At 36.6% G+C, this 26,866-nt stretch carries 21 protein-coding genes; 9 read left to right on the plus strand and 12 right to left on the minus strand.

All coding sequences use genetic code 11. The features are described 5' to 3' along the window. Nucleotides 1–4: 4 nt before the first annotated feature. From NLG42_RS16230 to NLG42_RS16240, 3 genes are read right to left on the minus strand one after another with little or no spacing between them, the layout of a single operon-like run. The gene (locus NLG42_RS16230; RefSeq protein ID WP_257681583.1) at nt 5–478 is read right to left on the minus strand and encodes a cupin domain-containing protein; all 474 of its coding nucleotides are present in this window, start codon (nt 476–478) and stop codon (nt 5–7) included. A gap of 35 nt (nt 479–513) precedes the next feature. After that, a complete protein-coding gene (locus NLG42_RS16235; RefSeq protein ID WP_131423877.1) occupies nt 514–939 on the minus strand; it encodes a Dabb family protein in 426 nt (141 codons plus the stop codon). A 10-nt stretch (nt 940–949) separates the two neighbouring features. Then, on the minus strand, nt 950–2,278 hold the full coding sequence (locus NLG42_RS16240) for a hypothetical protein (protein WP_131423875.1): 1,329 nt from the start codon (nt 2,276–2,278) through the stop codon (nt 950–952). A 265-nt stretch (nt 2,279–2,543) separates the two neighbouring features. On the opposite strand from NLG42_RS16240, the gene NLG42_RS16245 reads away from it, so the two are divergent. The 9 genes from NLG42_RS16245 to NLG42_RS16285 all read left to right on the plus strand — a co-directional run bounded on the left by NLG42_RS16245 (nt 2,544) and on the right by NLG42_RS16285 (nt 16,091). Continuing rightward, a complete protein-coding gene (locus tag NLG42_RS16245) occupies nt 2,544–3,233 on the plus strand; it encodes a response regulator transcription factor (RefSeq protein ID WP_131423873.1) in 690 nt (229 codons plus the stop codon). Continuing rightward, complete coding sequence (locus NLG42_RS16250; protein WP_131423871.1) at nt 3,230–4,603, plus strand: HAMP domain-containing sensor histidine kinase; 1,374 nt, start codon at nt 3,230–3,232, stop codon at nt 4,601–4,603. The genes NLG42_RS16245 and NLG42_RS16250 overlap by 4 nt, the downstream gene beginning before the upstream one ends. Before the next feature lie 200 nt (nt 4,604–4,803). After that, nucleotides 4,804–5,391, plus strand: a complete 588-nt coding sequence (locus NLG42_RS16255) for an RNA polymerase sigma factor (protein WP_131423869.1) — start codon at nt 4,804–4,806, stop codon at nt 5,389–5,391. 89 nt (nt 5,392–5,480) lie between these two features. Beyond that, nucleotides 5,481–6,413, plus strand: a complete 933-nt coding sequence (locus NLG42_RS16260; protein ID WP_131423866.1) for a FecR family protein — start codon at nt 5,481–5,483, stop codon at nt 6,411–6,413. Nucleotides 6,414–6,543: 130 nt separating this feature from the next. Continuing rightward, nucleotides 6,544–9,942 (plus strand): SusC/RagA family TonB-linked outer membrane protein, encoded by a 3,399-nt coding sequence (locus tag NLG42_RS16265; RefSeq protein ID WP_257681584.1) that lies wholly within the window; start codon nt 6,544–6,546, stop codon nt 9,940–9,942. A 7-nt stretch (nt 9,943–9,949) separates the two neighbouring features. After that, nucleotides 9,950–11,383 carry a SusD/RagB family nutrient-binding outer membrane lipoprotein gene (locus NLG42_RS16270; protein ID WP_131423861.1) on the plus strand — a complete coding sequence of 478 codons (1,434 nt, stop codon included), beginning with the start codon at nt 9,950–9,952 and terminating at the stop codon, nt 11,381–11,383. An 11-nt stretch (nt 11,384–11,394) separates the two neighbouring features. Continuing rightward, nucleotides 11,395–12,969: a calcineurin-like phosphoesterase C-terminal domain-containing protein gene (locus NLG42_RS16275; RefSeq protein WP_131423859.1), complete on the plus strand. Its 1,575-nt coding sequence runs from the start codon at nt 11,395–11,397 to the stop codon at nt 12,967–12,969. An 8-nt stretch (nt 12,970–12,977) separates the two neighbouring features. Then, a complete protein-coding gene (locus tag NLG42_RS16280) occupies nt 12,978–13,880 on the plus strand; it encodes a glycerophosphodiester phosphodiesterase family protein (protein ID WP_257681585.1) in 903 nt (300 codons plus the stop codon). Nucleotides 13,881–14,675: 795 nt separating this feature from the next. After that, entirely contained in the window at nt 14,676–16,091 is a 1,416-nt protein-coding gene (locus tag NLG42_RS16285; RefSeq protein ID WP_257681586.1) for an alkaline phosphatase, read from the plus strand. A gap of 360 nt (nt 16,092–16,451) precedes the next feature. Here NLG42_RS16285 and NLG42_RS16290 read toward each other — a convergent pair whose 3' ends face one another. From NLG42_RS16290 to NLG42_RS16330, 9 genes are all read right to left on the minus strand, one after another. After that, nucleotides 16,452–17,636 carry a DUF3570 domain-containing protein gene (locus tag NLG42_RS16290; RefSeq protein ID WP_131423855.1) on the minus strand — a complete coding sequence of 395 codons (1,185 nt, stop codon included), beginning with the start codon at nt 17,634–17,636 and terminating at the stop codon, nt 16,452–16,454. An 18-nt stretch (nt 17,637–17,654) separates the two neighbouring features. Further along, nucleotides 17,655–17,888: a DUF4266 domain-containing protein gene (locus tag NLG42_RS16295; RefSeq protein WP_131423852.1), complete on the minus strand. Its 234-nt coding sequence runs from the start codon at nt 17,886–17,888 to the stop codon at nt 17,655–17,657. Continuing rightward, on the minus strand, nt 17,885–18,778 hold the full coding sequence (locus NLG42_RS16300) for an FAD:protein FMN transferase (RefSeq protein ID WP_131423849.1): 894 nt from the start codon (nt 18,776–18,778) through the stop codon (nt 17,885–17,887). The genes NLG42_RS16295 and NLG42_RS16300 overlap by 4 nt, the downstream gene beginning before the upstream one ends. A gap of 40 nt (nt 18,779–18,818) precedes the next feature. Then, nucleotides 18,819–19,253: a thioredoxin family protein gene (locus tag NLG42_RS16305; RefSeq protein WP_131423847.1), complete on the minus strand. Its 435-nt coding sequence runs from the start codon at nt 19,251–19,253 to the stop codon at nt 18,819–18,821. 97 nt (nt 19,254–19,350) lie between these two features. After that, complete coding sequence (locus NLG42_RS16310) at nt 19,351–20,040, minus strand: VIT1/CCC1 transporter family protein (RefSeq protein ID WP_131423845.1); 690 nt, start codon at nt 20,038–20,040, stop codon at nt 19,351–19,353. 140 nt (nt 20,041–20,180) lie between these two features. Beyond that, nucleotides 20,181–20,618 carry a DUF2231 domain-containing protein gene (locus NLG42_RS16315; RefSeq protein WP_131424343.1) on the minus strand — a complete coding sequence of 146 codons (438 nt, stop codon included), beginning with the start codon at nt 20,616–20,618 and terminating at the stop codon, nt 20,181–20,183. 28 nt (nt 20,619–20,646) lie between these two features. Continuing rightward, on the minus strand, nt 20,647–21,774 hold the full coding sequence (locus tag NLG42_RS16320; RefSeq protein WP_131423842.1) for an efflux RND transporter periplasmic adaptor subunit: 1,128 nt from the start codon (nt 21,772–21,774) through the stop codon (nt 20,647–20,649). 6 nt (nt 21,775–21,780) lie between these two features. Then, nucleotides 21,781–26,121 (minus strand): CusA/CzcA family heavy metal efflux RND transporter, encoded by a 4,341-nt coding sequence (locus tag NLG42_RS16325; protein WP_131423840.1) that lies wholly within the window; start codon nt 26,119–26,121, stop codon nt 21,781–21,783. 91 nt (nt 26,122–26,212) lie between these two features. After that, nucleotides 26,213–26,509, minus strand: coding sequence for a hypothetical protein (locus tag NLG42_RS16330; protein ID WP_131423838.1), 297 nt, complete (start codon nt 26,507–26,509; stop codon nt 26,213–26,215). Nucleotides 26,510–26,866: the final 357 nt, after the last annotated feature.

The raw sequence follows: 26,866 nt of genomic DNA on the forward strand, positions 1-26,866 counted from the left end.
AAGTTTATTTTGCTTCAGGTTGAAAAAGATCATCTGAATTTTCGGTAATAGGAATATAAAGGCGTTCCCAAACATCGGTGTCCACCATATCCCAGCTATGGCCTTTACCTTTAAGATCTTCAGCAAGCAACACAACACCAGGTTCTATGATAAAAGTACTACCATCAGATACTTTGAATCTGATTTTGCCTTTTACCGTCACTACATATTGCTTTCTTGGTGCCGGATGTGCATTTTTTTCCCAGGCCTCTGTTTTATTACTGTACCAGAACGAAGCCGTATTCATGTGTTTTAATGACGGAATAGTACCTTTTTCGAATGCGCTGGTTCCATCAGGATTATTGATAAGACGGTAGGCAGGAATTTCTGAGACTTCTTCCAGAGGTTTTACGCTAACGCTTTTGCTGGTTTGTGCATTATTGCTGTTTGCTGACATAAGAACTGCAATTAGGATAAATCCTTTTAAGAAATTTTTCATTTTGATATTAAATTTAAAGATAATAATTATTTTTTTTATTGATTGTAAACTGAATCGTGAACCATCATTTTGTTGAAAAATGGTTTGTATTTGGCCACCAGAGCAAGATGTCCGTCAAGTTTTCCGTAGGTTTCTAAATCTTCAAGAGAATCAAATTCCATAGAAGCATTGTAGGTAAAAGAATTGTCCATGACAGGTCTTGGAGTAGAATTTGCAGGACCTCCGTAACGTACATTTTTTACATAAGGAAGTTTTTTAAGGCCTTCAAAAAAGTTCTGAAAATCCTTAACCTGATCAGGCGTAAGTTCTGGTTTAAGCCAAAATAATAGGTAATGAAAATAAACTGTTTTGGGGTGAATTGCTGTTTCTGTTTTATTTTTAGTATTTGCTAACACATTTTCTCCTGTTAGCGCAAGTGCTCCGGCGCTTGCTGATGCGATAATAAAATTCCTTCTTTCCATATGTAAAGTTTTAATTAAAGTCTATTCTGTATTTTAAAACAAACTGCCATTTACGGTCTGATACATCGGCCTGGCCCACATTGTTTAAGGCGTAGATAGGACGATTCTGAGCATCAACAGTCAATCTTGATGACATACCGTTCATCAGTAGTGATACACCGGCATCATAAGTCAAAGCTTTATCGTGAAGTCCGTCAAGATCTGATAACATCACACTAGCGGCAGGCTGCAATTGTAAATTATTTTTGTCTTTGTTCAAGTAAGGAAGGGTACCGCCAATTTGCACATAGTAAGTATTACCGGTTCCTATAACAGGTGAATTATTACCCGGACCATTAAGACTGCTAACGGCTGTATTTACTCCACTTGCCGGATTACTCACACCGGAATAACGTACATAGTTAGGTCCGTAATTATTATTCATAGCCATCGCATAAGCACTAAATGAGGTACCGCGGTCTTTGTTTATTGGCGTATCATAGAAAAGGTCAACGGCAAAACTTTTTTCATCATCATTTATGGTAGTTTTGGCTTGGTCTAAATGCCACAGCGCATTGTGCATGTATTCAAAACCGGCACCTAATGCAAGTACTTTCTTTTTACCATTATAAGTTCCGGAATGAAATGGTGAAGAATTGTTTTCTGATTCAAAGAATTCATATTTAAAGTAACCCGAATAATCTTTGTTAGGATGTGTTTTGCTAAATGTTGCCGTATTGTATTTCGGATCAGAGCTGACATTTGTGTACGGATCTGCAATAACCAGACGATAATCCAGTTTGCCAATTTGTCCTTTTGCATAAACACTTAATTCTCTCACCGTTTCATCAGATATACCTGCATTTCCGGTGGCATAAGAAGGTAAATCGTATAGGAGAGTATTTAATGGTCCTGTAGTAAATCTGGATAATCCTCTCCAGGTAGACCGGCCCGCACCAGCAGCAATAAAATTGTTAAATTTATATTCAGCATAAGCATCTAAAAGTTCAAATGCAGGTGTTGTTTTAGAAGCGACATTTACATTAGTTAACCCACCTTGTAAGATAAAGGTAAATTTCTCTGTAGGCTGGTAGGCCATTTTTACACGTACTCTTCTTAAGGATAAGTCAGAAATACTATTAACCTGTTCGCCATTTACCAGACTTCCGGGATTAAGCTCTGCATAACGTGCCCATAATTCGGCATAACCACTAAAAGAGATCGAGCGCGTTTTTTCCTCGTTGAGATAATGCGTTAATGTAGGATTTCCAAAATCGTTTTTCTTTTGGGCATTTATTGTATTTACAGCTCCCGTTAGCAGCGCCATGCATATCCCAATTTTTAAATAATTTGTTTTCATGTATAGTTAAAATTTGCATTCTGTTTGGTAGTGATCACTACTTATTTTTGACAAGACAAAGGTAGATTCAGCTTGGCCTTAGAGTTATTAGAAAAGTATTAGAAAGGCTTTAGAATATTATTAGAGAATGAGTTGCTTTGGCTTTAAGTGGTTGATAATCAGGCATAATAAGAGGGTTCGCCAATTAGTGTAGAAAGAAGAGTCTTTTAGAAAAAGAAAATATTGTCGTAAATTTGATTCGGATTTAAAAAAGGAAGAGATAAAAATGAAGATGTTGATAGTGGAAGATAACAGCCGGGTTTCTGCGCTGCTCAAACGAGGATTAGAAAGCCAGGGATATCAGGTATATATTGCAGAAGAAGCAGAAGAAGGACTGGTGCTCTTAGAAAGAATTGATTTCGAACTGATTATCACCGATATCATGCTCGGAGCAATGGATGGAATTACATTCTGTAAAAAAATCCGCCATTCCGGAAAAAAAATCCCCATCATAATGTTGACAGCATTGGGAACTATTGATGAAAAAATTGAAGGTTTTGATGCCGGAGCAGATGATTATCTGGTAAAACCTTTTGAAATTCGAGAACTTTATGCCCGGGTTAAAGCTTTGCTTCAGCGTAAAAAGGATACAATTAGCACTTCTGAAGAAAGTTCTCAAATTACCTATAATGATCTTGTTATGGATAAGCGTACCAAAGTGATTTACAGAGAAGGATTAACCATTAACCTTACCCCAAAAGAATTTAATCTCCTGCATTTTATGATGCAAAATCCGGAAAGATTGCTCACACGAGATGAAATAGCAGATAATGTCTGGGGCAATAATTTTGATACCGGAACCAATTATATCGATGTCTATATCGCTTATCTGAGAAAAAAAGTAGATAAAGGTTTTGAGCAAAAGTTAATTCATACCAAAGTGGGTATGGGATTTATTTTAAGCAATAAGATATGAAATTAGTTACCCGTACTGCTCTTGCTTATGCTATTTTAACGGCTTTTATTCTATTTGTTTTTGCGTATACCGTGTATTTTGTTTCGGAAAAAAACAGAGAAGATGAATTTTTTGATCGTCTGGATTATAAAATAACCTGGCGCGCTGAGTTTATATTTGATGCCCAAATCAATAAAAACTTGGTTAAATTCCTTCATACAAAAAACAAAAAAGTACTCAACGAAGCTGATATCAGTATTTATGACAGTAACTACAATCTTTATTTCTCTGATAATACGCAGCCCCTTGGCAACAGAAAAATAGTAGAGTCTATAAAAAAGAACCGATCTGTAAACTGGGCAGATAAAAAATACCAATACCGCGGTATTTTGTACACAGACAATAACAAAGAATATTATATCGTAGGCAGGGCAATAGATGTGACCGGACTTAATCATATCAATGCTTTAAAAAAAAATGTCATTTATGTATATTTTATATCGATTATATTAGTATTTATAATTGGTTTTGGATTTTCCTATTATACATTAAAACCCTTAAAAGATATTATTTTTCAAATCAGGAATATATCTGAACATAATCTTCACAAAAGGGTAATTGTTCCAAAGGCAAAAGATGAACTTTACGAGCTCACGCAGACTTTTAATGATACCTTTAATCGATTAGAGAAATCCTTTAATAACCACCGAAATTTTGTCACTACAATATCGCATGAATTCCGAACACCGCTTTCTATTTTAATTGCTGAAATCGAACTTGGAAAAGAACTCAATCAGACCGTTGATGATTATAAAGTCTCATTAGACAATGCCTTAGAAGAAGCCAATCATGTATCGGAGCTTTCCACTGCACTACTCGATTTTGCACGTGCTAATTATGATGTTTCGCAAATAAAAATGTCGAATATTCGAATAGACGAGGTTCTGGTTGACGCCAAACTAAACCTTTTAAACAAGAAAGAGGCAAAATATAAAATAGGTATAAGTTATAAAAACTTAGACGATACAGATGCTAATTTCTATAATTACTATGGCAATCCGTATTTATTACAGATCGCTTTTTCCAATATTATGGAAAATGCCTGCAAGTACTCCTCAGATCATTCCTGCCATGTAGATATAAACGCTTCTGCCGATCGAATTATACTGACTTTTTCTGATAATGGAATTGGTATTCCACAAGAAGATTTACAGCAGATTTACAATTTATTCTACAGAGGTAAAAATAAAAATTACCAAAATGGTTATGGTATAGGATTGTCTGTTGTAAAACAAATAGTTAGTTTGCATAATGGTTCAATTGAAGTTCATTCTATAGTTGAAAAAGGAACCATATTTACAGTTAGACTTGCAATGCAATATAAAGAGTGAAGTAAGAACAGGGATACAAGTATTACCACACTTAAATATACTTAAGGTAAAAAAACTTATTTGGAAAAATCTGCAAACAAATCTGAAGTTGATATAAAAAAATCATAAAAGGTAAAGCAGGTATTAATTTAACATAAAGATAAATTGATTTCTTAGGTATTTTTTAATTGTTAGTTTTCATTTGTGATTTTAAATCTCTCATGGAAAATTATCTTTTGCAAATGTCGGACGAGGAACTCCAGAAATTAATCTTCCAAAAAAATGAAGATGCATTTGCTATTATTTTCAATCGTTATTGGAAAAAACTTTACCTGTATGCTTTTAAAATTTATAAAGAAGAAGCTGTTTGTGAGGATATTGTTCAGGAAATTTTTATTAGTCTCTGGAAAAATTCTGGACATACGGTCATTCTTAATTTGGAAGCTTATCTTTTCAGAGCTGTAAAATTTAAAATAGCCAATCAGGTCCGTAACCTAAAATTTGACAAGGAGCATCTTGAAGTCCTTGACAGTATTATTGCACCATATCATACTGTAAATGATATTGAATATATAGAGCTTGAAAAAAGTATTATGGATCAGATTAATAAGCTGACTCCCAAATGCAGGGAAGTATTTTTACTGAGCCGCATGGATCATTTTACTAATGCAGAAATTGCTCAAAGATTAAACCTCTCAATCCATACCGTAGAGAAACATATCAGCAATGCTCTTAAAGAGCTTCGTTTGAATGCAAAGACTTACAATTATTTTCTGTTTTACTGGACAGTTTTTTTCTATGTTAACTAAAACAACACTGTTTTAAGAAAACGTTAAGCCTGCATTTTTAACTACTTGCTTAATTCAAAAATGGGTACTTCTATATAAAAGCACTTATTTTGAAAAAAGAAACCTTTTTGCTGCTGGCAAAGAAATACACACAAGGTACCTGTACACCTGAAGAGAAAATAGCCGTCGAAGCCTTTTTTGATATGATGCAGGAATATCCATCAGATCATTTAAATGATTTATCTGATACTAAAGGCGATATCATCTTAGAGCGGATACTTCAAAAAATACCAACCAAAAAACCAAGAAATTTTAGACTTAAAAAAGTCTTAAGAATTGCGGCAATTTTAGTTCTGGCTCTTGGCGTTTGTTTTGCTACTGCAAAATTTGTGCTTGTTGAAAAAGAAATAACACAGACTGCTGCCAAGGGTGAAAAAAAAGAGATTCTGCTTGAAGACGGAAGTGTTGTTGTGCTGAACTCCAACAGCAGCATCACCTATGGCGAGAAATTTGGCACTTCACGAAACATTAAACTTATCGGAGAAGCTTACTTTAAAGTATTCCATGACCAGAAAAGACCTTTTACTGTGCAGACTCATGATGTAAAGGTCAGAGTACTGGGGACTTCCTTTGATATAAATTCGTATGACCAAAGCCCTACAAAAGTAAGTGTTATAACCGGAAAGGTGGAGGTAAGTTCACCTTTGGCAAGAAAGGTACATATTATCAAAAATCAGCAGACATATTTGACAGCAGACGCAAATTTTAATATTTCGCAAGTAGACAGTGAAGAGCGAATCGCCTGGACAAGCAACATTATAATACTTAAAAATACAACTCTTGCCCAGACTGCAAAAATCATTGAAAACTGGTACAATGTGGATATTACATTTGAAGATCAGAGATTAGAGAAACTTAATATTTCAGGAAAATTTAAAGATGAAAAGCTGGAGAATGTATTGGAGAGTATCGCTTTTTTAAAACAATTAAAGATAGATTATATAACCAAAAAACATATCGTTATAAGAAGAAACACACCATAAAAACCACCAAAAAAAGAAACCCGCTTTCGGTGCAACGGAAACGGGCAATTAAAAACAGACTACAAATTAAATTTACAGCCTAATAGTAATGAATACGAAACTACAATTTTTTTTCAATAAGTATATTAAGATGAAAAATCTTTACTTATCGATTCTATTATTTTTTTCCTTCCAGGGATTTGCCACGGGACAGTCCGCAAGAGAATCCCAAATCAGCCTTAATCTTAAAGATGCAAGTATTACTGAATTCTTTAAGGCTATTGAACAGAAAACAAATTTCACTTTTATTTTTGATGAAAAGGTGTCAGGAATTTCCCAACGTGTTTCCATTTATGCTGAAAAAGAAAGTATAGAGGGCATACTCTCAAAGATTGGACAGAAAACCGGATTATCTTTCAGAAAGCTCAACAATACAATTACCGTTACAAAAAACATACACATGCAGACTTCCTTAAGTGGGAGGGTATTTGATGAAAGTGGTATGCCAATGCCGGGAGTTACTATACTTGAGAAAGGAACCAAAAATAGTACCCTGAGCGATATGGAAGGAAACTTCAGAATCTCTGTATCGGGGCCTTCTTCTGTTCTTACGATTTCCTATCTGGGTTATCTTACCCAGGAAGTCATGGCAGATAATGTGGTATTGACCATCAAAATGAAATTGAGCAGCAGTGAACTTGATGAAGTTGTTGTAACGGCATTGGGAATAAAAAGAGAAGAAAAAAAACTTGGTTTCTCGCAGCAAACTGTAAAATCGGAAAGTTTATCCCAGGCCAGATCCAATAACTGGTCATCGGGACTTAAGGGAAAAGTTGCAGGACTGAGTATTATTTCTACAGGCTCAGGGCCTTTGAATTCACAGCAAATTACCCTTAGAGGGAACAGATCGCTAAGTCCAAAGGGAAATTATGCGCTTATTGTCGTAGATGGAGTTCCTGTAAATGCAGAGATGACCACATCGGGATCAAGCAGTGCATATATGGGACAAGATTCCCCTATTGATTATGGAAACGGAATTTCTGATCTTAATCTTGATGATATTGATGCTGTTACGGTATTAAAAGGTGCCGGTGCCACGGCACTTTATGGAAGCCGTGCTGCCAACGGAGCCCTTATTATTACCACAAAATCGGGTAAAAAAAATAAAGGCCTTGGTATTTCCTTTACCACAGGTGCTGCCTTTGATAAAATCCAGAGATGGCCGGATTATCAGTATAAGTACGGACAAGGAACAGGAAATTCGTCCAATGCGCAGGGCAATCAGTATTATTCATATGACAATTCCGCAGACGGGACTTCTACCAGCGGTACAAGCAGCGCGTGGGGACCGGCTTTTGCTGGGCAGAATTTTTATCAATATGACCCAACTCTTCAGGGACAATCTGCAGAGCGAGTACCATGGCAGCCCTACAGAGACAACCGTAAGGATTTTTGGAGAACAGGAATAACACTCAATAATAATGTTTCTATTCAGGGAGGAGATGAGAAAGGATCTATGCGCCTTTCACTAGGCAACCAAAAGAATGAATGGATTATGCCCAATACGGGATTTGACAGAACGACCGCTTCGGTAAATGCCAATTATCAGGTATCGAGTAAAATAAAATTGGGATCTACAATAAATTACAACACAAGAAACAGCGATAATCTTCCCTCTACAGGATATAATAATGGATCTATTGCTTATTTTATGATTTTCCAGCAGCCCAACATCGATCTTAACTGGTACCGCCCAATCTGGGAGAAAGGCAAGGAGCAGATCCAGCAGTTACACCCCTTTAGTTCTTTTATAGATAATCCGTATTTAATTGCTTATGAAGCCACCAATACACTAAACAGTGATCAGATTGTAGGTAACATTTTTGCCAACATCCGTTTAGCTCCAAATCTGGATCTGATGCTGCGTTCTGCTATGAATACCTATAATCAGACCAGAGAACAGAAAAGGCCCTACAGTATTAATCGTTACGCAAAGGGATTCTATGAAAGACAAGATGTATTTAAGCAGGAGATCAATACCGACTTTTTACTTTCTTATAAAAAAGATTTTGGACAACGGTTTTCTTTAGCAGCTTCGGCAGGAGGAAATTCGATGAATTATAAATACAGAAGAACAGAAGCAGAAGTGACAGGTCTTGTGGTACCCGGGGTATACAAACTATCAAATGGTGCAAGTGCTCCTATTTTGACTTTGGGAGATGCCTATAAAAAGATGAACAGTTTATATGGCTTGATCTCTCTCTCATTTAGTGATATGCTTTTTGTTGACATTACCGGGAGAAATGACTGGACCAGTACGCTTCCTGTAGCAAATAACTCTTTCTTTTATCCATCGGTCAATACAAGTTTAATTGTTTCTGAAATGGTTTCACTGCCTAAAACAATAGATTATCTGAAGTACAGACTTTCTTTTGCGCAGGTAGGAAATGATACGGACCCTTATAAAACACAGAAATATTATGGTCAGAGTGCTTTTCCTAGTTCAGCGCAGGCAGTAACTGTTTTATATAATGATCATTTTAAGCCTGAGATTACCACCAGTTTTGAAACAGGTTTTGAAATCAGAATGCTTCACAACCGTCTTACAGCTGATGCTACCGTTTATGAGAGTATGACCAAAAATCAGATTATTGATATACCAATGGATTTTTCAACTGGTTACAGCGGAGCGGTATTAAATGGCGGAAAAGTAAAGAATCGCGGTATTGAAGTATCACTTGGCGGGAAATTTATCGACAACTTAAATTTTAAATGGAATGCTAATGTTAACTGGTCACGCAATTGGAATAAAGTAATGGAACTTCCTGAAGGGATAGACGGACAACAGATCATAGGTACCGCAGGAACAGCATCTATTATTGCTAAAGTAGGAGGAACCACTAGTGCGCTCTATGGTTTTGGTTTTGTTAGATCACCTGAAGGCAAGATTGTTTACGATAATGGCGGTCTTCCGGCTTACCCTGATGAGATACAGTATATTGGAGATGCAAGCCCGAAATGGAAGGCGGGTCTGACCAATAGTTTTTCAATAGGTAACTTTACGATGAATGTGACAATTGACGGTCAGTATGGTGGTAAGATTTATTCGATGACGCACCATAAACTTGCCGAGCAGGGAAAATTAAATTCTAATGAAATGGGAAGAGCAGAGGGGTATATAATCGGAGACGGAGTAATCCAGAACCCTGACGGGAGTTATTCTCCAAATACAAAAAAAGTAGCAACGGCAGAGTATTATGGCCGCTATTACCGCAGGGCTAATATTGAATCAAATTCATTTGATGCCTCTTATGGTAAATTAAGAGAGGTAAGTCTTCAGTATAAAATGCCAAAAAAATGGCTTAAAAATACAGGGCTTCAGTCCGTTCAATTTTCAGTTTTCGGAAGAGATCTGGCAGTTATTTCAGATTTTCCAATCTATGACCCTGAAACGGCAGCTTTGAATGGAAATACTATTCTACCTGGTGTAGAAACAGGCCAAATGCCCTCACCGGCTACTTATGGTTTCAATTTAAGTTTGACTTTATAACAAGATAATGAAAAAAATAAAAATTGCAGCAATAATGATATTGCTCACCGGAATGTGTATTTCCTGTACAGAAGGTTTTGAAGAACTAAATGATAATCCTAATTTGATATCTGAGGTCAGTCCAGGTACATTGCTTAATCCTATTATATATGGGATTGCTTCACACAATGCCACCCAGAGCGCTGATGTAACTTTTAACCTAATGCAGGTTTCGCTTCCATTTCCAAGTATAACAGGCGGACTTCATCGTTATGATGTCAGCAACAATATTGGCAACTCGGCATGGAACAATTATTATAAATGGCTTTCCAATATCAGAGAAATGCGAATGGCCTCAGTTAAAGCCGGCGACGTTAACTATGAGGCCGTAGCACTCACACTCAATGCATTGGTTTATGCCAATCTTACGGATCTTTTCGGGCCGGTTCCTATGACAGAGGCCGTCAGGGGAGAAGATGGAATTCTATATCCGAAGTACGACACTCAGGAGTTTATCTATGAAACATTGCTGGCAGATCTGGAAAAAGCCAACATGCTTTATGATGTCAAAAAACCGATGATTTATGCCGAAGATATCTTATTTCAAAATAATGTTGCTAAGTGGAAAAAATTCACCAATTCATTAAAAATGAGACTTTTGTTAAGGATTTCAAATCGTAGTGAAACTAAAGCTTTTGAAAAACTGGCTTATATGTGCGGCCATCCCGAGATATATCCTGTTTTTACCAGTACGGCTGAAGGAGCAATTTTAAAAGTGACCGGTATTTCTCCCAACATGTCTCCCTGGGGAAGACCTCAGGATTTTAATCTGAGCACCAAAATGGCTTCTTTTTTTATTGATAACCTCAATACGCTGGAGGATCCCAGAAGAGCAATAATAGCCACAGGCGCTACAGCTCTGGTTACTAACGCGCCAATTGGATTTGTCGGAATTACAAGCGCATATGCCGGAGCAGATTCACAATTTAAATACAATGCCTCGACACTGGTGACCCTGCAGGTTCAGAATCCGATGCAGATCTTTATTATGACCTATGCTGAGGTCGAATTTATTAAAGCAGAATTAGCCCAAAGAGGTTACATTGCTGATGCAGCAGACCATTATACCAAAGGCGTAAAAGCGGCAATCGAACAAGTTAAGGCAACTACACCCGCGAATTATTTTGATAATCCACAGGCTCAGTACAATGGCACACTTCAGAGGATAATGCTGCAGAAATATTACGCCCTGTATTTCACCGATTATCAACAGTGGTTCGAATACCGCAGGACAGCACTACCTGTATTACCCACTACAACGGCGATGCTAAATGATGGAATTATGCCTTCACGATTTACCTATCCGGATAATCAGCAGATTAAAAATACACAAAACTACCAGCAGGCAGTTCAGATGATCGGAGCAGATAATATTAATACTAAAGTCTGGTGGGACAAATAAAATATAAAAAAATGAATAAGATAATTATATACAGTACAATGCTTTTCTGCAGTGTGTTAACGGCCCAGAATACAGTTAAAGGAAACGTCTTTGAAGATTTGAATCAAAATGGAAAAAAAGATAAAAAGGAAAAAGGCATTTCAAATGTTGCCCTAACCAATGGATGCGAAGTAGTTTTAACCGATAAAAAAGGAAACTATGAGCTTCCTCTGCAAAACGATGCCATTATTGCTTTAATAAAACCTTCGGGTTATAAAATTCAGACCAATGGCGATAACCTTGCGCAGTTTTTTTATATTTATAAACCTAATGGTTCCCCAAAATCAAAGTTTCAAGGAGTAGCTCCAACGGGAAAACTTCCAGCATCGGTGGATTTTGGACTTGTTGCCCAAAAAGAAACGGATAATTTTACGACCCTTGTCTTTGGTGATCCACAGCCTTATAATCTTGAAGAAGTAGATTTTTTTACAAGAGGAATTATTGCTGAGGTAGAAGGTATAAAAAATATTCCTTTTGGTTTGAGTATGGGAGACCTGGTAGGTAACGACCTTAATTTGTTTAATCCTTACATACAGGCAGTAAAAAAAGTTGGGATTCCATGGTACAATGTACTTGGAAACCATGATCTTAATTTTGACGCCAAGGCTGATAATTTATCTGATGAAACCTTTGAGGCACATTTTGGTCCGGCTAATTACGCTTTCAATTATGGAAAAGTTCACTTTATTGTTTTGGATGATATTCTCTATCCGGATCCAAGAGATCATCAGGGATATTGGGGAGGCTTTACCGAGCAACAGCTGAAATTTATAGAAAATGATCTTAAAGTTGTGCCAAAGGATCATCTTATTGTAATGGCCTTTCATATTCCGCTTAGCGAACTCGAGAGCAATGACGATTCATTTAGAGATGAAGACCGCCAAAAGCTTTTTGAACTCCTGAAGGATTTCCCCAATACGCTTTCGCTTTCTGCCCATACCCATATGCAGCGTCAGGATTTCTTTGATAAAAAAGAGGGATGGTTACAGGAAAAACCACATCATCATTATAATATCGGAACAACTTCAGGTGACTGGTATTCGGGAAAATTGGATCAAAAAGGAATTCCAATAGCTGTTATGAGAGACGGGACACCAAAAGGGTATGCCTTTATTCATTTTTCAGGCAATCAGTATAGTGTCGATTACAAGGTAGCCGGAGAGCCGGATAATTATCAGATGAAGGTTTTTGCGCCAAAGGTTGTAGCCAAAGGCAAACATACAGAGTCGGGTATATTTGCTAATTTTTTCATGGGCAGCAAAAATGATAAAGTAGTTTACCGTGTAGATCAGGGAGAATGGAAAGATATGGTTTATATGCAGGTACAGGATCCTTCTTATGTAGAGCTGGTATATGAGTGGGATCTCTCTGAGGTGCTTATGCCGGGGAAACGCTCATCAGATCCCGAGATAAGCATGCATGTGTGGAGAGGAGAAATTCCGTCGAATCTTGATCTTGGCACACATAGTATTGATATTAAAGCCACTGATATGTTCGGCAAGGTTCATACCGCTAAGAGCAGTTACAGAATTGACAAAGTAAAATAAGAATCATAATGATCAGAACAATAAAGGCAATCTGCATTTTAGCGGTATTCTTAGTGGGATATAATTGCGCAGGTATAAAAAATAATCAGCAAATACAGCCCATTGAAGTGCAGGGACATCGCGGTGACCGTGGGAGTTTCCCTGAAAATACGATTCCGGCTTTTTTAAGCGCTGTTAAAAAAGGTGCTGCTGTTATAGAGATGGATGTTGTGATTTCCAAAGATCAAAAAGTGGTAGTTTCGCATGAGACGTTTATGTCGGCACAATATATGAATGGTCTAGATGGCAAACCCATTAAAAAGGACAAAGAGAAGAGTTATAATCTTTTTGAAATGACTTACGACAGTATCAAAAGATTTGACAGCGGTTCGCGAGGAAATGCCGCTTTTGCCGGGCAGCAAAAAATGAAAACCTATAAGCCTTTGTTGTCCGAGGTAATTGACAGTGTTGAAAATTATATCAGCAAAAATAAGCTTAAACCCGTTAAGTACAATATTGAAATCAAATCAGAAAAAGAAGATTACAACATAAGACAGCCACAACCTGATTTGTTCTCTGCAATGGTGATCAAGATAATTAAAGACAAAGGTATCGAACAGAAAATAAATATTCAGTCTTTTGATCCGACAGTGTTAAATGGGATCCATAAAACATATCCTAAGATACAGATTGCTTTTCTTGTTGGGGAAGACACTTTTATAAAAAATCTGTCGATGCTTGATTTTGTACCCCAAATTTACAGTCCTTATCATAAACTGCTAAACAAAGAAGAAGTTGCCTTGATAAGGTCTCTGAAAATACGAGTAATTCCCTGGACGGTAAATGAAGATAAAGACATCGATTTTATGCTCAGGCTTAAAGTAGATGGAATTATAACGGATTACCCTGAAAAGGTATTGGGTAAATTATAATAACTTTTTAAAACAAAGTACGAATCAATATAAATTAAAATCACTTGAAATAAGTTCTGATAAAATGGGATATTTTCCTTTTATTGGATACGGAAGTAATGTATTATGCAAGGAATAAATTCTAGAGAGCATCGAATTTTGGCCGAAGCCTTTAACAGATTTGAATCGATGTCTAAAGCGGCCATAAATAAGCTCGATCAATCGGATTATAATGATACTGTAGAGGCTGTCAGGGGGCTGGATGTTTTATACGATCGATTTCAAAGCTTATATATTGAGATGGAAAACTGTATTAAAGAGTATGAAAGTAAAAAAAAAACAGTACGCAGTATGGTCAACAAAGGCAACCGAAAATTAATTGAGGACCTACGCAGGAGTAGAAAATAGATTATTGATTTAAATTGGTATTTTGATTCCCCACAAAACCTTCAGAGTCATTTGATTTTGAAGGTTTTCTTTAAATCTCAATACGTAAAATGCCACAATTGCTAGCATCCATATCAAACATAAAAAAAAATCCACTAATGAAAAATCACTTTAAGAGGCTTTTTAATCAATACAAGGTTCAGTCCAGTATGTACTCTAAAGTAAAACAACAGGAAGAATTGTACTGTTTTTTTCATAGGAGATAAAATAAAAAACTAAAGTTTTGATCTTATATTGGGATACTTTCACAAGTCTGAGGGTTTTGAATTAATACCCCTTAGATTAACAAAAAGTTATCTTTAAGGGGCTAGTGTCAGGGTGATTTTACTTTATTGATTATCTTTAAAAATATTTATAAATAACAACATAATGAACAGAAGAAAGTTCTTTAAAAATGGCTCTTTATTTACAATTGGAGCTGTAATGATGAATCCTTTTCAGGGTTCTGCCAATATTTTAGATTTAGAATCAGTTAATAAAAATAAGAAAGCAAAAAACATTATTTTACTCGTTAGTGACGGGATGAGTACCGGAACATTAAACATGACCGATTTGTTTCTGAGCAGAAAAACAGGCAAGGGCTCTAACTGGATACAATTGTATAAAGACAATAAGGTATCAAGAGCTTTAATGGATACCGCTTCAGCGAGTTCTATAGTTACAGATTCATCCGCGGCCAGCTCTTCCTGGGGAGGCGGTTTTAGAGTAAATAACGGAGTTCTTAATGTGAGTCCGCAGGGAGAACCGCATTTACCAATTTGGCAGAAGTTTAAGAAAGCCGGAAAAATGGCAGGTTGTGTCACTACAGTTCCTATAACTCATGCTACTCCGGCGGGTTTTTGCGTTAGCAGTAAAAGTAGAAATGCGCAGGATGATATTGCGCAGCAATATTTGGAGCTTGGTTTTGATGTTATGATGGGCGGAGGTTCAAACTATTTTAGTGCGGAATTAAGAAAAGATAAAAAAGATATGTTTGCTGCTTTTAAATCAAAAGGATATCAGGTGGTAAAAACGCGTTCTGATATGGATGCAGCTTCTAATGCTCAACCAATTTTAGGTGTCTTTGCAGAAGATGGTTTGCCGTATTATGTTGATCGAAATAGCGATGAAAATTTACAAAAAACAGTTCCTAGTTTAGCCGATATGGCGCAGAAAGCCATTGAGAGAATGAAAAGTCATAAAAATGGTTTTGTTTTGCAAATTGAAAGCGGGAAAGTAGATTGGGCAGCACATGGTAACGATATTGCCGGCTTGATTAATGATCAGATTGAATTTGACCAGGCGGTAAAAGTCGCTATAGATTTTGCAGAAAAAGATAAAGAAACATTAGTGATTATTACCACCGATCACGGAAATGCCAATCCTGGAATTATTTATGGCAAGGATGCCAATGATAATTTTGATAGTATCCAGAAATACACGCAGACAAATGAATGGATTTTGAACCAAATAAAAGCAGAATCTTCTGTATCACAAGTAAAGGAAATTATTGAAAAGGCAAATGGGCATTCGGTTTCAGATCAAGAGGCAAAAACGGTTTTAAGTTATTACGATGGCCTGCACAAAGAAGATGGTTTGTATAATTATAAAAAATTACCTTATAAAGCATTTGCAGAAATGCAGGGAAAAATAAATTCAGTGGGTTGGATCAGCATGGACCATTCTGCTGATTATGTGGAACTGGCAATGTATGGTCCGGGAAGCGAACTTTTAAAGCCTTTTGTGAAAAATACCGATTTGCATTATTTAATGCTACAGGCTGCGGAAGTTGAAAACAAGTTTTAGATAAAGAGTAAAAAAGCCTGTTGGAGTTCTAATTATTTCAAGAGCCTAGATACTTTTTTTAAAATAACTTTAAAATAAAAATATTTAAAACCCCACACCATTGGTGTGGGGTTTTAATATGGACATGGTCTAATTGTAGGTGATGCCAAATAGCATTAGCTGATAAAGGCAATCTTAATGGTCTGATTGAGTTAGCATTTAAAAAAGATTGTCAAGTAAAAAAAGGAACTATTGCACAATAACAAAAAAACGCATAAAAGAATATCATTTAATTTGTTTGCACTTTGATCGTACTTTAAATTAATGCTGCCCCATTACCAAGCTTAAAATTAGGAAACCTGGCAATAGGCAGATTGTTTTTTATTTGTATTTAATATTAATACTAATGATATCTGAAGTCATATTGGTTGTTCTGGTATAATGACCATAACGAATCTCTAATGTATTCCAGTGTTTAAGACCAAAAATGCCATTGAGCGGTGTGAATTTCATTCCCATTCCAAAGAAGCTGCTGTCAAATTTTGATAGATCATAGTTACTGGTGTAATAGTCATCAGCTGCAGTATGTGCACCATAAGGTTTAAAATACCTGGTTCCGCTTTGAGTGTAATATCGGTAAAAAGGACTCAATGATAATGCCTGGGTTAATTTGACAGGGATTTCGATATCAGCCGTATGTGCTTTTAAATTCCAGTCATCGGTATAATACCTGTAATACGCACGAATAATCATATTATCCCCTAAAAAATAGCTTGCCCTGATTCCCAGTGGAATTTTTAATCGGGTATCGGGCATTTTTTCCTGATGCACAGAACCATCTGCAAAATACACTCTGTGAAAAGGAAGGCTTAAATATCCGTTTTGACTAATAATATCCCCAAGAATCATTAGCTGTAGTCTCTGATTTACAACCTGAGTGTAACTTAGGGTTCCTGCAAAAGTATTTCTATTTGCACTATGGTAACCTTCACTTCCCGGGTCCCGAAGTTCAACGGGTTCAATGAGTTTCAACTGATCGATAAAGGTTTGAAATTTAGCCGTAAATTCCCCGTTTCTGTCTTTTGTTTTTTGAGAGAAGCTAATGTTTGCCCCAAAAGACTGGTAATCAAATTCGGTTGATGATGAAACTCCAATACCGATAGTTCTTCCTTTTTGTTCATTCTCTCTAAGATAAGTTAAAGAGGGATAAAAGCGATTGTCTGAAGACGAGGCCGAGGAATTTGCACTCAGATCAATCATATCCGAAGAGGCTGAGGTATAATGATCTATACCGGCTTCGATATCAAAAGTATGTTTGATTCCTGTTTGGCCGTATTTTATGAGTTTAACATCGATGGTATTTGCGATATCGGTAAGATGTTCAGAACCAATTCCGCCGGTAACAGCTGAGTTGTTGCCATTCTGATTGTAGTAACTCGAAACTAAATTTACTTCCTCGAGTTTTAATTTTTTGCTTTTATAACCCGTTGAATCTGCCGGAACATTTTGCGCTCTTAATTGAAACAATCCCAATAAGGCAAATCCTGTAATGAATATTCTTTTCATTTTTAAATCGTATGAAGATTAGTTACAACCACAGCCACCGCCGCTTTTCCCTGAATTTGCGCCGGAAGCTCCTTCTCGGTAGGATTGAAAACTAAGTTGGGTCTTTTCTATTTTCCTGTTTGAGAGCACCATTTCAGAATCGTTGATTTTTCCTTTCTGATATTCCTTTACCGAAGTACAAGAGGTAAGCAGCAGCGCTATAAAAATAGCGCTGTATAAGAGTATGATTTTTTTTTGTTTTGACTTTTTCATTTGAAATTAATATTTTTTGAAGTGTAAATTTTATTGTTGTCGTCGATAATAATACAATACAGATCCGGTATTTGATCTATTAGATATAAACCAGCCTTGATTCCCATAACCGCTATTGGAGTTGCCATAGCATCCGCAAATTCCGCATTTGAAGCAATTATAGTCACGCTTTTTATCCCGGTAATGGGCAATCCCGTTTTTGGATCAATGGTATGTGAATATTTTTTACCGTTGATCTTTACGAATTTTTCATAATTTCCCGAGGTGGCCACGGCTTTATTGGATATTTCCATAAAGGAAAAAGCAGCATTCGGAGCATCAGGATCAGCCACACCAATGGTCCATTTTTTACCATTTGGCTGTAATCCCCAGGCGCAGAGATCTCCGCTGGCATTAATAATGCCACTATGAACATTATTTTTGATCAATATTTGTTTGGCCATTTCAGCGGCATATCCTTTTCCAATTCCGCCAAAACCAATGCGCATTCCTTTTTCTTTTAGCAGCACAGTGGAGTTTTCCTTATGAAGAACGATATTTCTGTAATCAATAAGGTGGACCATCTTTAAAGCTGTTGCAGCATCAGGAAGTTTAGTCATTGTTTGATCAAAATTCCACAAGCTTTTATCGATGCTTCCATAAGAAATATCAAAAGCTCCCTGTGTGATTCTTGAAATTCCAATACATCTTTCAATGAGATTAAAAACTTCAAGGGCTACCTTTACAGGAGAAATTCCTGCATTTTCATTGATCAGATTGGTCTGGCTATCCTCTTTATAAGTGGTCAGAAGTCTTTCAATTCGTCTGATTTCTTCAATTGCCAGATTAATATTCTCATTTGCTGACTTCTCATTTTGGGTTACAACGGTAATGGTAAAGTTGTTGCCCATGAGTTTTAGAGATTTCGAATATTTTTGGTTTTTAGGTATGCTATTTTCGGCTATCACAGATGTTTTTTATTTCGGTTGTCCACTGCTCAGGAGAGATTTCAGGTTTTCCATGCCAGGTTTTAATGACCTTACCATCAGGGTCAAGAAGTAGCGTTAGAGGAAAACTTCCTTCTTTATTGTATATCTCGGCCAAATCTTCATTGCGTTTGACCTGCTCAGGTGTTGGGGTGTTTTTCTTTTTTCTCGGAAAATCAGCATTAACGAGTATTAAATTTTCATTTGCCATTTCTGTGAACACTGCACTCTCAAGATAGTCTTTGCGCAGGACAATACAGGGGCCGCACCAGTCCGAACCGGAAAAGTTCAACAGTATTAATTCGTGTTTTTCCTTTGCGATTTTTTTTGCAGTGTTAAAATCGGGCTCCCAATTTATTGGAAATACTGTAAATAAGAGCAGTAGTGTGATGAGTTTCATTTTGTAGTTTGTTTTTTAGATATTAACGAAATAATGAATTGTTAATTTTCTTTACTTGCTTAGGATTCCATTAATTTTGAGTCGAATAAAAAGATTTTTAAATGGTCTGCACGCCAAAAATGTATCCCACTAGTGCAGAGGTTCCCATGGCAAGAGTACCCCAGATACAGATGCGCAGAACAGCTTTTAAGATATTTGAGCCCCCTGCTTTTGCAGCCAATACTCCTGATAATGCTAAAAAGAGTATGGAAAATCCATACTGGTAAAATATCATTTGTTTTATAGGAGCAAAAATAGCCACCAGAAGCGGCAGCACACCGCCGACAGTAAAAGATACTGCCGAGGCAAAAGCTGCCGTTAAGGGATAGGCCTGGGTCGCTTCATTAATTCCTAGTTCATCTTTGGCATGAGCACCAAGCGCATCATGTTTAGTTAACTCAAGCGCGACCTGTTGGGCAAGTTCTTTATTTAATCCTCTTTGAAGATAAATGCGAGTTAATTCTTCAAGTTCTGATTCAGGAATATTTTTCAGTTCGAGTTTTTCACGCTCTAGGTCAGCAGTTTCAATATCAGCCTGAGAACTTACCGATACATACTCCCCTGCGGCCATAGAAAGAGCTCCGGCTACCAGTCCTGCAATGGCTGAGAGTAATATAGGCTCTCTGGTTATACTTGCAGCTGCAACGCCGATGGTTAAACTTGTTGTGGATAGAATTCCGTCGTTTGCTCCCAATACGGCTGCCCTGAGCCAGCCACTTCTATTAATGTAATGATTTTCGCTTTGCATGTTATATATTTTGTTTTTAATTTAATTCAGTTTGTATTTCTATCAATTTTCAACCCCCTAGCAGTAGTGTGAATGGTCTAATTAGTATTGATGTTTTGCTGTCTTTTGTATTTTTTAAGGACAAAAGAAGCAATAGCGGTTTATCTTATTTCAGAATGTCTGATTTCCCCCCCGGTATTGCCTGTTTGTTGAGCAAAATTTAAAATGACAAGACCATACACAAGTATTGCTAAAGCAATATAATTGGCATATGATTTCTTTTTCCAATTGCTCCATAAAGCAACCATTGAGAGTACCCCCAGTATATAAGATAAGAGGGTGAAAATCTCTGCTTTTTCTTCATGTTGGTGGATTAAGGTTTTTGAGATTCCATCAATATGTTTTACTACTTCCCCGGCGCTATCGCCTGTTGCTATTGCTGCAAATGCTCCGAGTGCTCCGAGTATAAAAATACAATAGGCTGCTCTTTTTAAAATTTCAGATTTTACCATAAATCCACCAATAATAAGCAGTAAACCTACAATAGGCATAATAATAGGGAAGTGGTTTACTAGCAAGTGATAATGTGCTGCGTTCATCATGTTTTCTTTTAAATTATTAAATTTTTTATTCTTCTTTATTTTTCATTTTCATCAACAAAGTATAAGCTCCGTTGCTTACTATTTTTTTATTTTTGAGTTTCTCGGGATCCAGAATCTCCAAATAGCCATTTTCTTTGACTCCCACGGCAATTGGTGTCATTTGATATTGCTGTTTTGCAGTTTGTATAAAAACATAGTCTTTACTCTCAAAGGTCACAATACTTAATTCAGGTAATGCATTGGCTAACCCCGATGATGTTTCTATTTCGGCATTCATATACATACCCGGCAAAAGATATTTGTCATACCTTACAAAGTGGCAATGTACCTGTGTATTTCCATTAGAGTTAATATCTCTGTTGATTAATATGATTTTACAATCATACTTTTTCTTAGGCGCTGCATTACTGTATGCAATTACTTTTTGACCAATGGCAAGCTGCGCAATATTAGTATCATAAACATTAAGATTTAAGTGTATGTCACTGGGGTCGATAAGCTCAAACATTACTTCACCCGGGGAGATGTATTTGCCTATATTAATATTAACCTTGCTGACAAAACCAGTTATAGAACTTACAATGGTTATGCTCTTGGAAATTTTATTGGCTGATAAATGACTGGTATTAATGTTAATGAGTTTGAGCTTTTCTGATAAGGCCTTTACTGTTATACGAAGGTTGCTTACCTCGGATTCTGCTAATTGCGTTGCTTTATCGCTACTGGCTTTAGTTTGATTAAGATCTTTTTGACGTACGAATTCCAGTTCTGCAAAATGCAGTTTGGATTTGGCCATGAGATAATCTTGCTGTAACTGCACATATTGCTGATCTTGCAAAGTAGCTATTACTTCGCCTTTTTTTACCAGCATACCCGGTAAGAGCTTACTCTTTATTAAATATCCTCCCAGGGGTGCATTGACAGATATTAAATTTTGTGGAGGTACATCAATTTTTCCATTTAATTTTATAACTGTAGCAATATCTTTTCGAGTTAATTCAACAGTTTCAATGCTTGCGTTTTTGAACTGCGCATCCGTAAGTATTACACTATTTTGGTCAACAGGTTTTTGTTTTATTTCCTGTTTTTCGGTAGTGTTTTTACATGCATTTACAATAAAGAGCATGCTTAAAAACAATGATATATTTTTCATTTAAGTTTAATTTGAAGTGATAAAGTTAAGTTCGATACTGTTTTGGTTCAGCGCTCTTACAGCTTCTAAATAATTACTTTGTATGTCAATTGCCTGATTGATTACCATAACAAAATCTAAGAAATTAATTTCACCGTTACTAAATTGTCTATTAGCTGTTTGTTTAATTAGAACAGCATTTTTTAAGCCTGAATCTTCGTAGTATTGTAGTATTGCAGTATTGCTTTTATAGTTAGTTAGCAATTGTTTATATTGTGTCTGCAGGATTTGTAATTGAATTTCATGCTGGTTTTCTGCAATACTTTCTCCAACCTTAGAGGCTTGTATTTTAGCGCTTTGACTTCCGGTAAAAAGGGGTATTGCCAGTCCTGCCTGTATAGAGGAAAAGCGGTCGCTTCGATCATAATAGTTATTATCAGGTCCCATTCCTTTAAAGCTATTGTTAAAGTAGCCTATAGTGAGATCAGGCAAGTATTTTGATTTTTCTAATTGAGTTTGGGCTATGGCATTGCTTTTTTGTTGCTGTGAAATTCTTAAAAGGATATTATTCTCAATTCCATCACTTGTTGCAATAAGAGGACATTTGAGGCTCTTATCAAAAGGAATAATGGTACTTTCTGAGTTCAAAAGCACTTGTAGCTCCAATATAATGATTTGAATCTCTTGTTGAAGCTGTGTTAATTGTATTGCAATGGCAGCACGTTGGTTTTCAGCAGTGGTTTTCTCCAAAATATTACTTTCTCCTTTTTGAAGCCGAAGACTTGCTTTAGCATAAAAATCATTGAATAGGGTATCGGCCTGTTGCAAAAGTTTTTCTTTTTCTTTAAAATATAAGAAGGTATAAAAAACCTGTGTTACTGCTTTTTTAATTTCGAGCTCCTTTAATGAAGTATTTAATGCAGCAGTTTTCCATTGCTGGGATAAAAGCTGTTTTTCTCTTTTATAGATCGTCGGAAATGCAATAGTTTGCGAAATACCAAATCGGGTATCAGTATAAGCTCCGTTTATTTGCCCGGCTTCTGCAAAGACGGTTGTCTTGGGGATGTCGGCTCCTGATTTAATGAGTGCCTGTGCGTAAGCAGTTCTTAGCTTTTCATTTTTTATACTGTTATTTTTCTCTGTAGCCATTTTTAATGCGGTCTGCAGACTAACTTTTTGCTGCGCATTTACACCGGAAAATATTGAAAGAAAAACGAAAGTAAAGGCTATTTTTTGGTTTAAACTTTTTATTTCAAAACCTTTTTCAAACACTATATAAAGCAGTGGTAATACAAATAAAGTTAAAAATGTAGCCACCAATAAACCACCTATAACTACTGTTGCTAAAGGACGTTGCACTTCGGCACCTGCACCATTACTTAATGCCATTGGTAAAAAGCCTAAAGAGGCTACAAAAGCTGTCATTAGCACAGGACGAAGTCTTGATGTTGTACCTGTTAAAACAATCTTGACAAGATTTTTCATTCCGTTATTTTTAAGTCGGTTAAATTCAGCTATCAATACAATCCCGTTTAAAACTGCTACTCCAAAAAGGGCAATAAAACCTATACCGGCACTAATGCTAAAAGGCATACCGCGCAGGGCCAGAAAGAATATTCCTCCAATGGCAGAGAGTGGAATTGCGGTGTAAATAAGCAGTCCGTGTTTAACGGAATTAAAGGCGAAGAAGAGTAAAATAAAAATAAGTATCAGAGAAACAGGCACGGCAATCATAAGACGGTCTTTGGCCTGATTTAAATTCTCAAATGCACCACCGTAAGTAACATAATAACCTGCCGGTAATTTTAGTTCTTTATCTACCTTGGCCTGTAATTCATTTACGATGCTTTGTACATCCCTGTCTTTTACATTAAAACCTACAACAATTCTGCGTTTGGTATCTTCTCGCTGAATCTGGTTAGGCCCGTTTTTAATTTCAACTGTCGCGAGTTGCGATAAAGCAACCGGGCTGCCATTTGGTACAGGGATAAGTAGATTTTGAATATCTTGGATGTCTTTTCTTTCATTAGCATTTAAACGCACCACTAAATCAAACCTTTTTTCCTGTTCAAACACGAGGCCTGTACTTTGTCCTGCAAAAGCGGTATTGATGACTTTATTGATATCTGCTATTGAGAGATGATATTGGGCAATTGCAGGGCGGTTATAGGCTATAATTACTTGTGGCATGCCTGAGACAGGTTCTATAAATAAATTGGCAGTTCCATCCACTGTACTGATAAGTTTACCCAGTTTGTTTGCCGTAACTGCCAGTGTATCGAGGTTCTCTCCAAATATTTTAAGTACGACATCTTGTCGGGCTCCGGTCATGAGTTCATTAAAGCGCATTTGTACCGGAAATTGAAACCCTGTCGTAATTCCGGGAACATCTTCCAAGGCTTTGCTCATCTTTGAAGATAACTCATTAAAGGTTTTGGCGGAAGTCCATTCTTTTTTGTCTTTTAAAATCACCATCATATCGCTGGCCTCCATGGGCATTGGATCAGTAGGAACTTCACCGCTTCCAATTTTGGTGACCACTTTTAGTACTTCGGGAAATTGGGTTTTTAATATATGTGCCGCTTTTTGAGTGCTCTCTATGGTTGTATTTAAGTTACTGCCGGTTAGCACACGTGTATCTACTGCAAAATCTCCCTCTTCTAAAGCGGGGATAAATTCCCCTCCCAAAGTAGTAAGAGTTATTACTGCCAGGATAAAAAGCAGCAGTACGGAGCCCAATACTACTTTAGGGAATCGCAGTACCTTGGTTAAGGTGCTGCGATACCTGTTTTCAAGGCGTTTCATGACTTTGTCAGACAGATTCTCTTTGTGGTTTGTTTTTTTACTTAAAAAAAGAGCGCTCATCATGGGAATATAAGTCAGAGACAAAATAAAAGCTCCCAGTAAAGCAAAAGCAACGGTTTGGGCCATAGGTTTAAACATTTTGCCCTCAATACCCTGGAGGGTAAAAATGGGTAAGTACACAATCAATATTATGATTTGCCCAAATACGGCACTGTTCATCATTTTGCTGGCGGAGCTTGTAACGGTCTTATTCATCTGATCAGCTGTAAGGCAAACACTTTCTTTGTATTTAGTATAACTAGAGAGTTGATGCATAATTACCTCTACAATTATTACCGCCCCATCGACTATTAATCCAAAATCCAAAGCCCCCAGACTCATTAAATTACCACTTACGCCAAAGAGATTCATCATGCAGATCGCAAATAACATTGCCAGTGGAATTACCGAGGCAACCAATAGACCTGCCCTGAAATTCCCCAGAAACAGCACCAGAACAAACACCACAATTAAAGCGCCTTCGAGCAAGTTTTTCTCCACTGTACCAATGGCATTATTGACCATTTTTGTTCTGTCAAGAAAAGGCTCAATTTCAACGCCATCGGGTAGTGTTTTCTGTATTTGGGCAATTCTTTCTTTTACGCTCTTAATTACCTCACTGCTATTGGCTCCTTTAAGCATCATCACTATTGCTCCTGAGACTTCACCCTGATCATTATAACACATGGCGCCGTAACGCGTAGCAAAGCCGGTTTTAACCTGGGCTACATCTCTTATAAACAATGGGAGGTCACTATTTTTATTTGGAATTGCAATATTTTCTATATCGGTAATATCCCCAATAAGGCCTTCGCTGCGGATATAAAGCACTGTTGGCCCTTTTTCTATATAAGAACCACCTGTATTTTGATTGTTGTTTTGTACCGCTGCAAATACATCATTTATAGTTAAACCATAAGCATTTAGTTTATCAGGGCTGATACTGATTTCATATTGCTTTAGTTTACCGCCAAAACTGCTCACCTCGGCAACTCCTTTAACACTCAGGAGCTGTCGTCTGACAATCCAGTCCTGTATGGTTCTTAATTCAGTTACACTGAATTTTTGTTCATACCCTTTTTTAGGTTTTACCACATATTGGTAAATCTCTCCAAGTCCTGTTGATATGGGACCTAATGTTGGTGTGCCAATACCTTGTGGGATCTGATTTTGCACCTGTTGGAGTCTTTCGGCAACCTGCTGTCTAGCCCAATAGATATCAACATCATCATCAAAAACGATCGTTACCAAAGACAATCCAAATCTGGAAAAACTTCGGATTTCTTTCATTCCCGATATATTGCTATTGGCCTGTTCTATAGGGAAAGTGACCAATCGTTCGATATCGGTGGCACCAAAGGAGGAAGCTATAGTAATAATTTGTACCTGGTTGTTGGTTATATCCGGAACTGCATCAATAGGCAGACGGGTGGCCTGGTAGGAACCATAGCCAATCAGGGCAATTATAAATAGCCCTACGATGAGTTTATTCCTCACGGAAAACTCAATTATTTTAGTAAGCATAATTTTTTATTAATCGTTGTTTATAAAAAAAATAAGGAATAGCAAAACACACGCAATTAGATGCGGGAATTAATTGGCTATAAAAAAACGATTAACAGTTTTTGGGCGGTTGCCAGATCGAAGAAAGAAAAATGGAAGAATATAAAAAAGAATAATTCTGTAAATTTTCTTTTTTATAGGTATAATTTATTTTTTGGATTGTTTGATATTCTTGTACTAACGGATAAAATACAACAGAGCAGATACTGGTATAGGATTTAAAAGGTAATTTCATGTCTTTTTCATGATCGGCATCAAATACTTCCTGTCCCTGGTAATGAATGCATAAAAACCCCCAAATAGTCAAATTACGATTTTGCTCTTTATGCTCTATATAATGTTCTACCATTAACGGTAGTTTTATAAGCTCGCCCAACTGAGTTATGGAGAGCAGATAAACCGATAAAAATAATATAGAAAGGTGTTTTTTCACATAACAAATATAATGAAAATTCAGCTGCTTTTTGATATAACTACTTGTTTAGAAATGGTGTAAATAATAATAGTAATACCTTACTATTTTTTGTATGGCAAGGAGTCAAGAAGATTTCTGACAGGATTAATAATTGAGTAAGAGCTTCGTTTTAAAATTGATAAATTTTACTTCCCTGTATTGTTGATTATTTGAAAAAAAGAATATATTTGAAAGCAGAATTTAATTTTTGTATGCAGGTTTTTATTTTAAAACAAAACAATAAAATCTGGT

Origin of the sequence: Flavobacterium plurextorum (assembly GCF_024638035.1) — a bacterium.
Lineage (GTDB): Bacteria > Bacteroidota > Bacteroidia > Flavobacteriales > Flavobacteriaceae > Flavobacterium > Flavobacterium plurextorum.

Coding starts and splice junctions, on each gene's coding strand:
- NLG42_RS16230 (WP_257681583.1), bottom strand. CDS start 478: ATGAAAAATTTCTTAAAAGGATTTATCCTAATTGCAGTTCTTATGTCA.
- NLG42_RS16235 (WP_131423877.1), bottom strand. CDS start 939: ATGGAAAGAAGGAATTTTATTATCGCATCAGCAAGCGCCGGAGCACTT.
- NLG42_RS16240 (WP_131423875.1), bottom strand. CDS start 2,278: ATGAAAACAAATTATTTAAAAATTGGGATATGCATGGCGCTGCTAACG.
- NLG42_RS16245 (WP_131423873.1), top strand. CDS start 2,544: ATGAAGATGTTGATAGTGGAAGATAACAGCCGGGTTTCTGCGCTGCTC.
- NLG42_RS16250 (WP_131423871.1), top strand. CDS start 3,230: ATGAAATTAGTTACCCGTACTGCTCTTGCTTATGCTATTTTAACGGCT.
- NLG42_RS16255 (WP_131423869.1), top strand. CDS start 4,804: ATGGAAAATTATCTTTTGCAAATGTCGGACGAGGAACTCCAGAAATTA.
- NLG42_RS16265 (WP_257681584.1), top strand. CDS start 6,544: ATGAAAAATCTTTACTTATCGATTCTATTATTTTTTTCCTTCCAGGGA.
- NLG42_RS16270 (WP_131423861.1), top strand. CDS start 9,950: ATGAAAAAAATAAAAATTGCAGCAATAATGATATTGCTCACCGGAATG.
- NLG42_RS16275 (WP_131423859.1), top strand. CDS start 11,395: ATGAATAAGATAATTATATACAGTACAATGCTTTTCTGCAGTGTGTTA.
- NLG42_RS16280 (WP_257681585.1), top strand. CDS start 12,978: ATGATCAGAACAATAAAGGCAATCTGCATTTTAGCGGTATTCTTAGTG.
- NLG42_RS16285 (WP_257681586.1), top strand. CDS start 14,676: ATGAACAGAAGAAAGTTCTTTAAAAATGGCTCTTTATTTACAATTGGA.
- NLG42_RS16290 (WP_131423855.1), bottom strand. CDS start 17,636: ATGAAAAGAATATTCATTACAGGATTTGCCTTATTGGGATTGTTTCAA.
- NLG42_RS16295 (WP_131423852.1), bottom strand. CDS start 17,888: ATGAAAAAGTCAAAACAAAAAAAAATCATACTCTTATACAGCGCTATT.
- NLG42_RS16300 (WP_131423849.1), bottom strand. CDS start 18,778: ATGGGCAACAACTTTACCATTACCGTTGTAACCCAAAATGAGAAGTCA.
- NLG42_RS16305 (WP_131423847.1), bottom strand. CDS start 19,253: ATGAAACTCATCACACTACTGCTCTTATTTACAGTATTTCCAATAAAT.
- NLG42_RS16310 (WP_131423845.1), bottom strand. CDS start 20,040: ATGCAAAGCGAAAATCATTACATTAATAGAAGTGGCTGGCTCAGGGCA.
- NLG42_RS16315 (WP_131424343.1), bottom strand. CDS start 20,618: ATGAACGCAGCACATTATCACTTGCTAGTAAACCACTTCCCTATTATT.
- NLG42_RS16320 (WP_131423842.1), bottom strand. CDS start 21,774: ATGAAAAATATATCATTGTTTTTAAGCATGCTCTTTATTGTAAATGCA.
- NLG42_RS16325 (WP_131423840.1), bottom strand. CDS start 26,121: ATGCTTACTAAAATAATTGAGTTTTCCGTGAGGAATAAACTCATCGTA.
- NLG42_RS16330 (WP_131423838.1), bottom strand. CDS start 26,509: ATGGTAGAACATTATATAGAGCATAAAGAGCAAAATCGTAATTTGACT.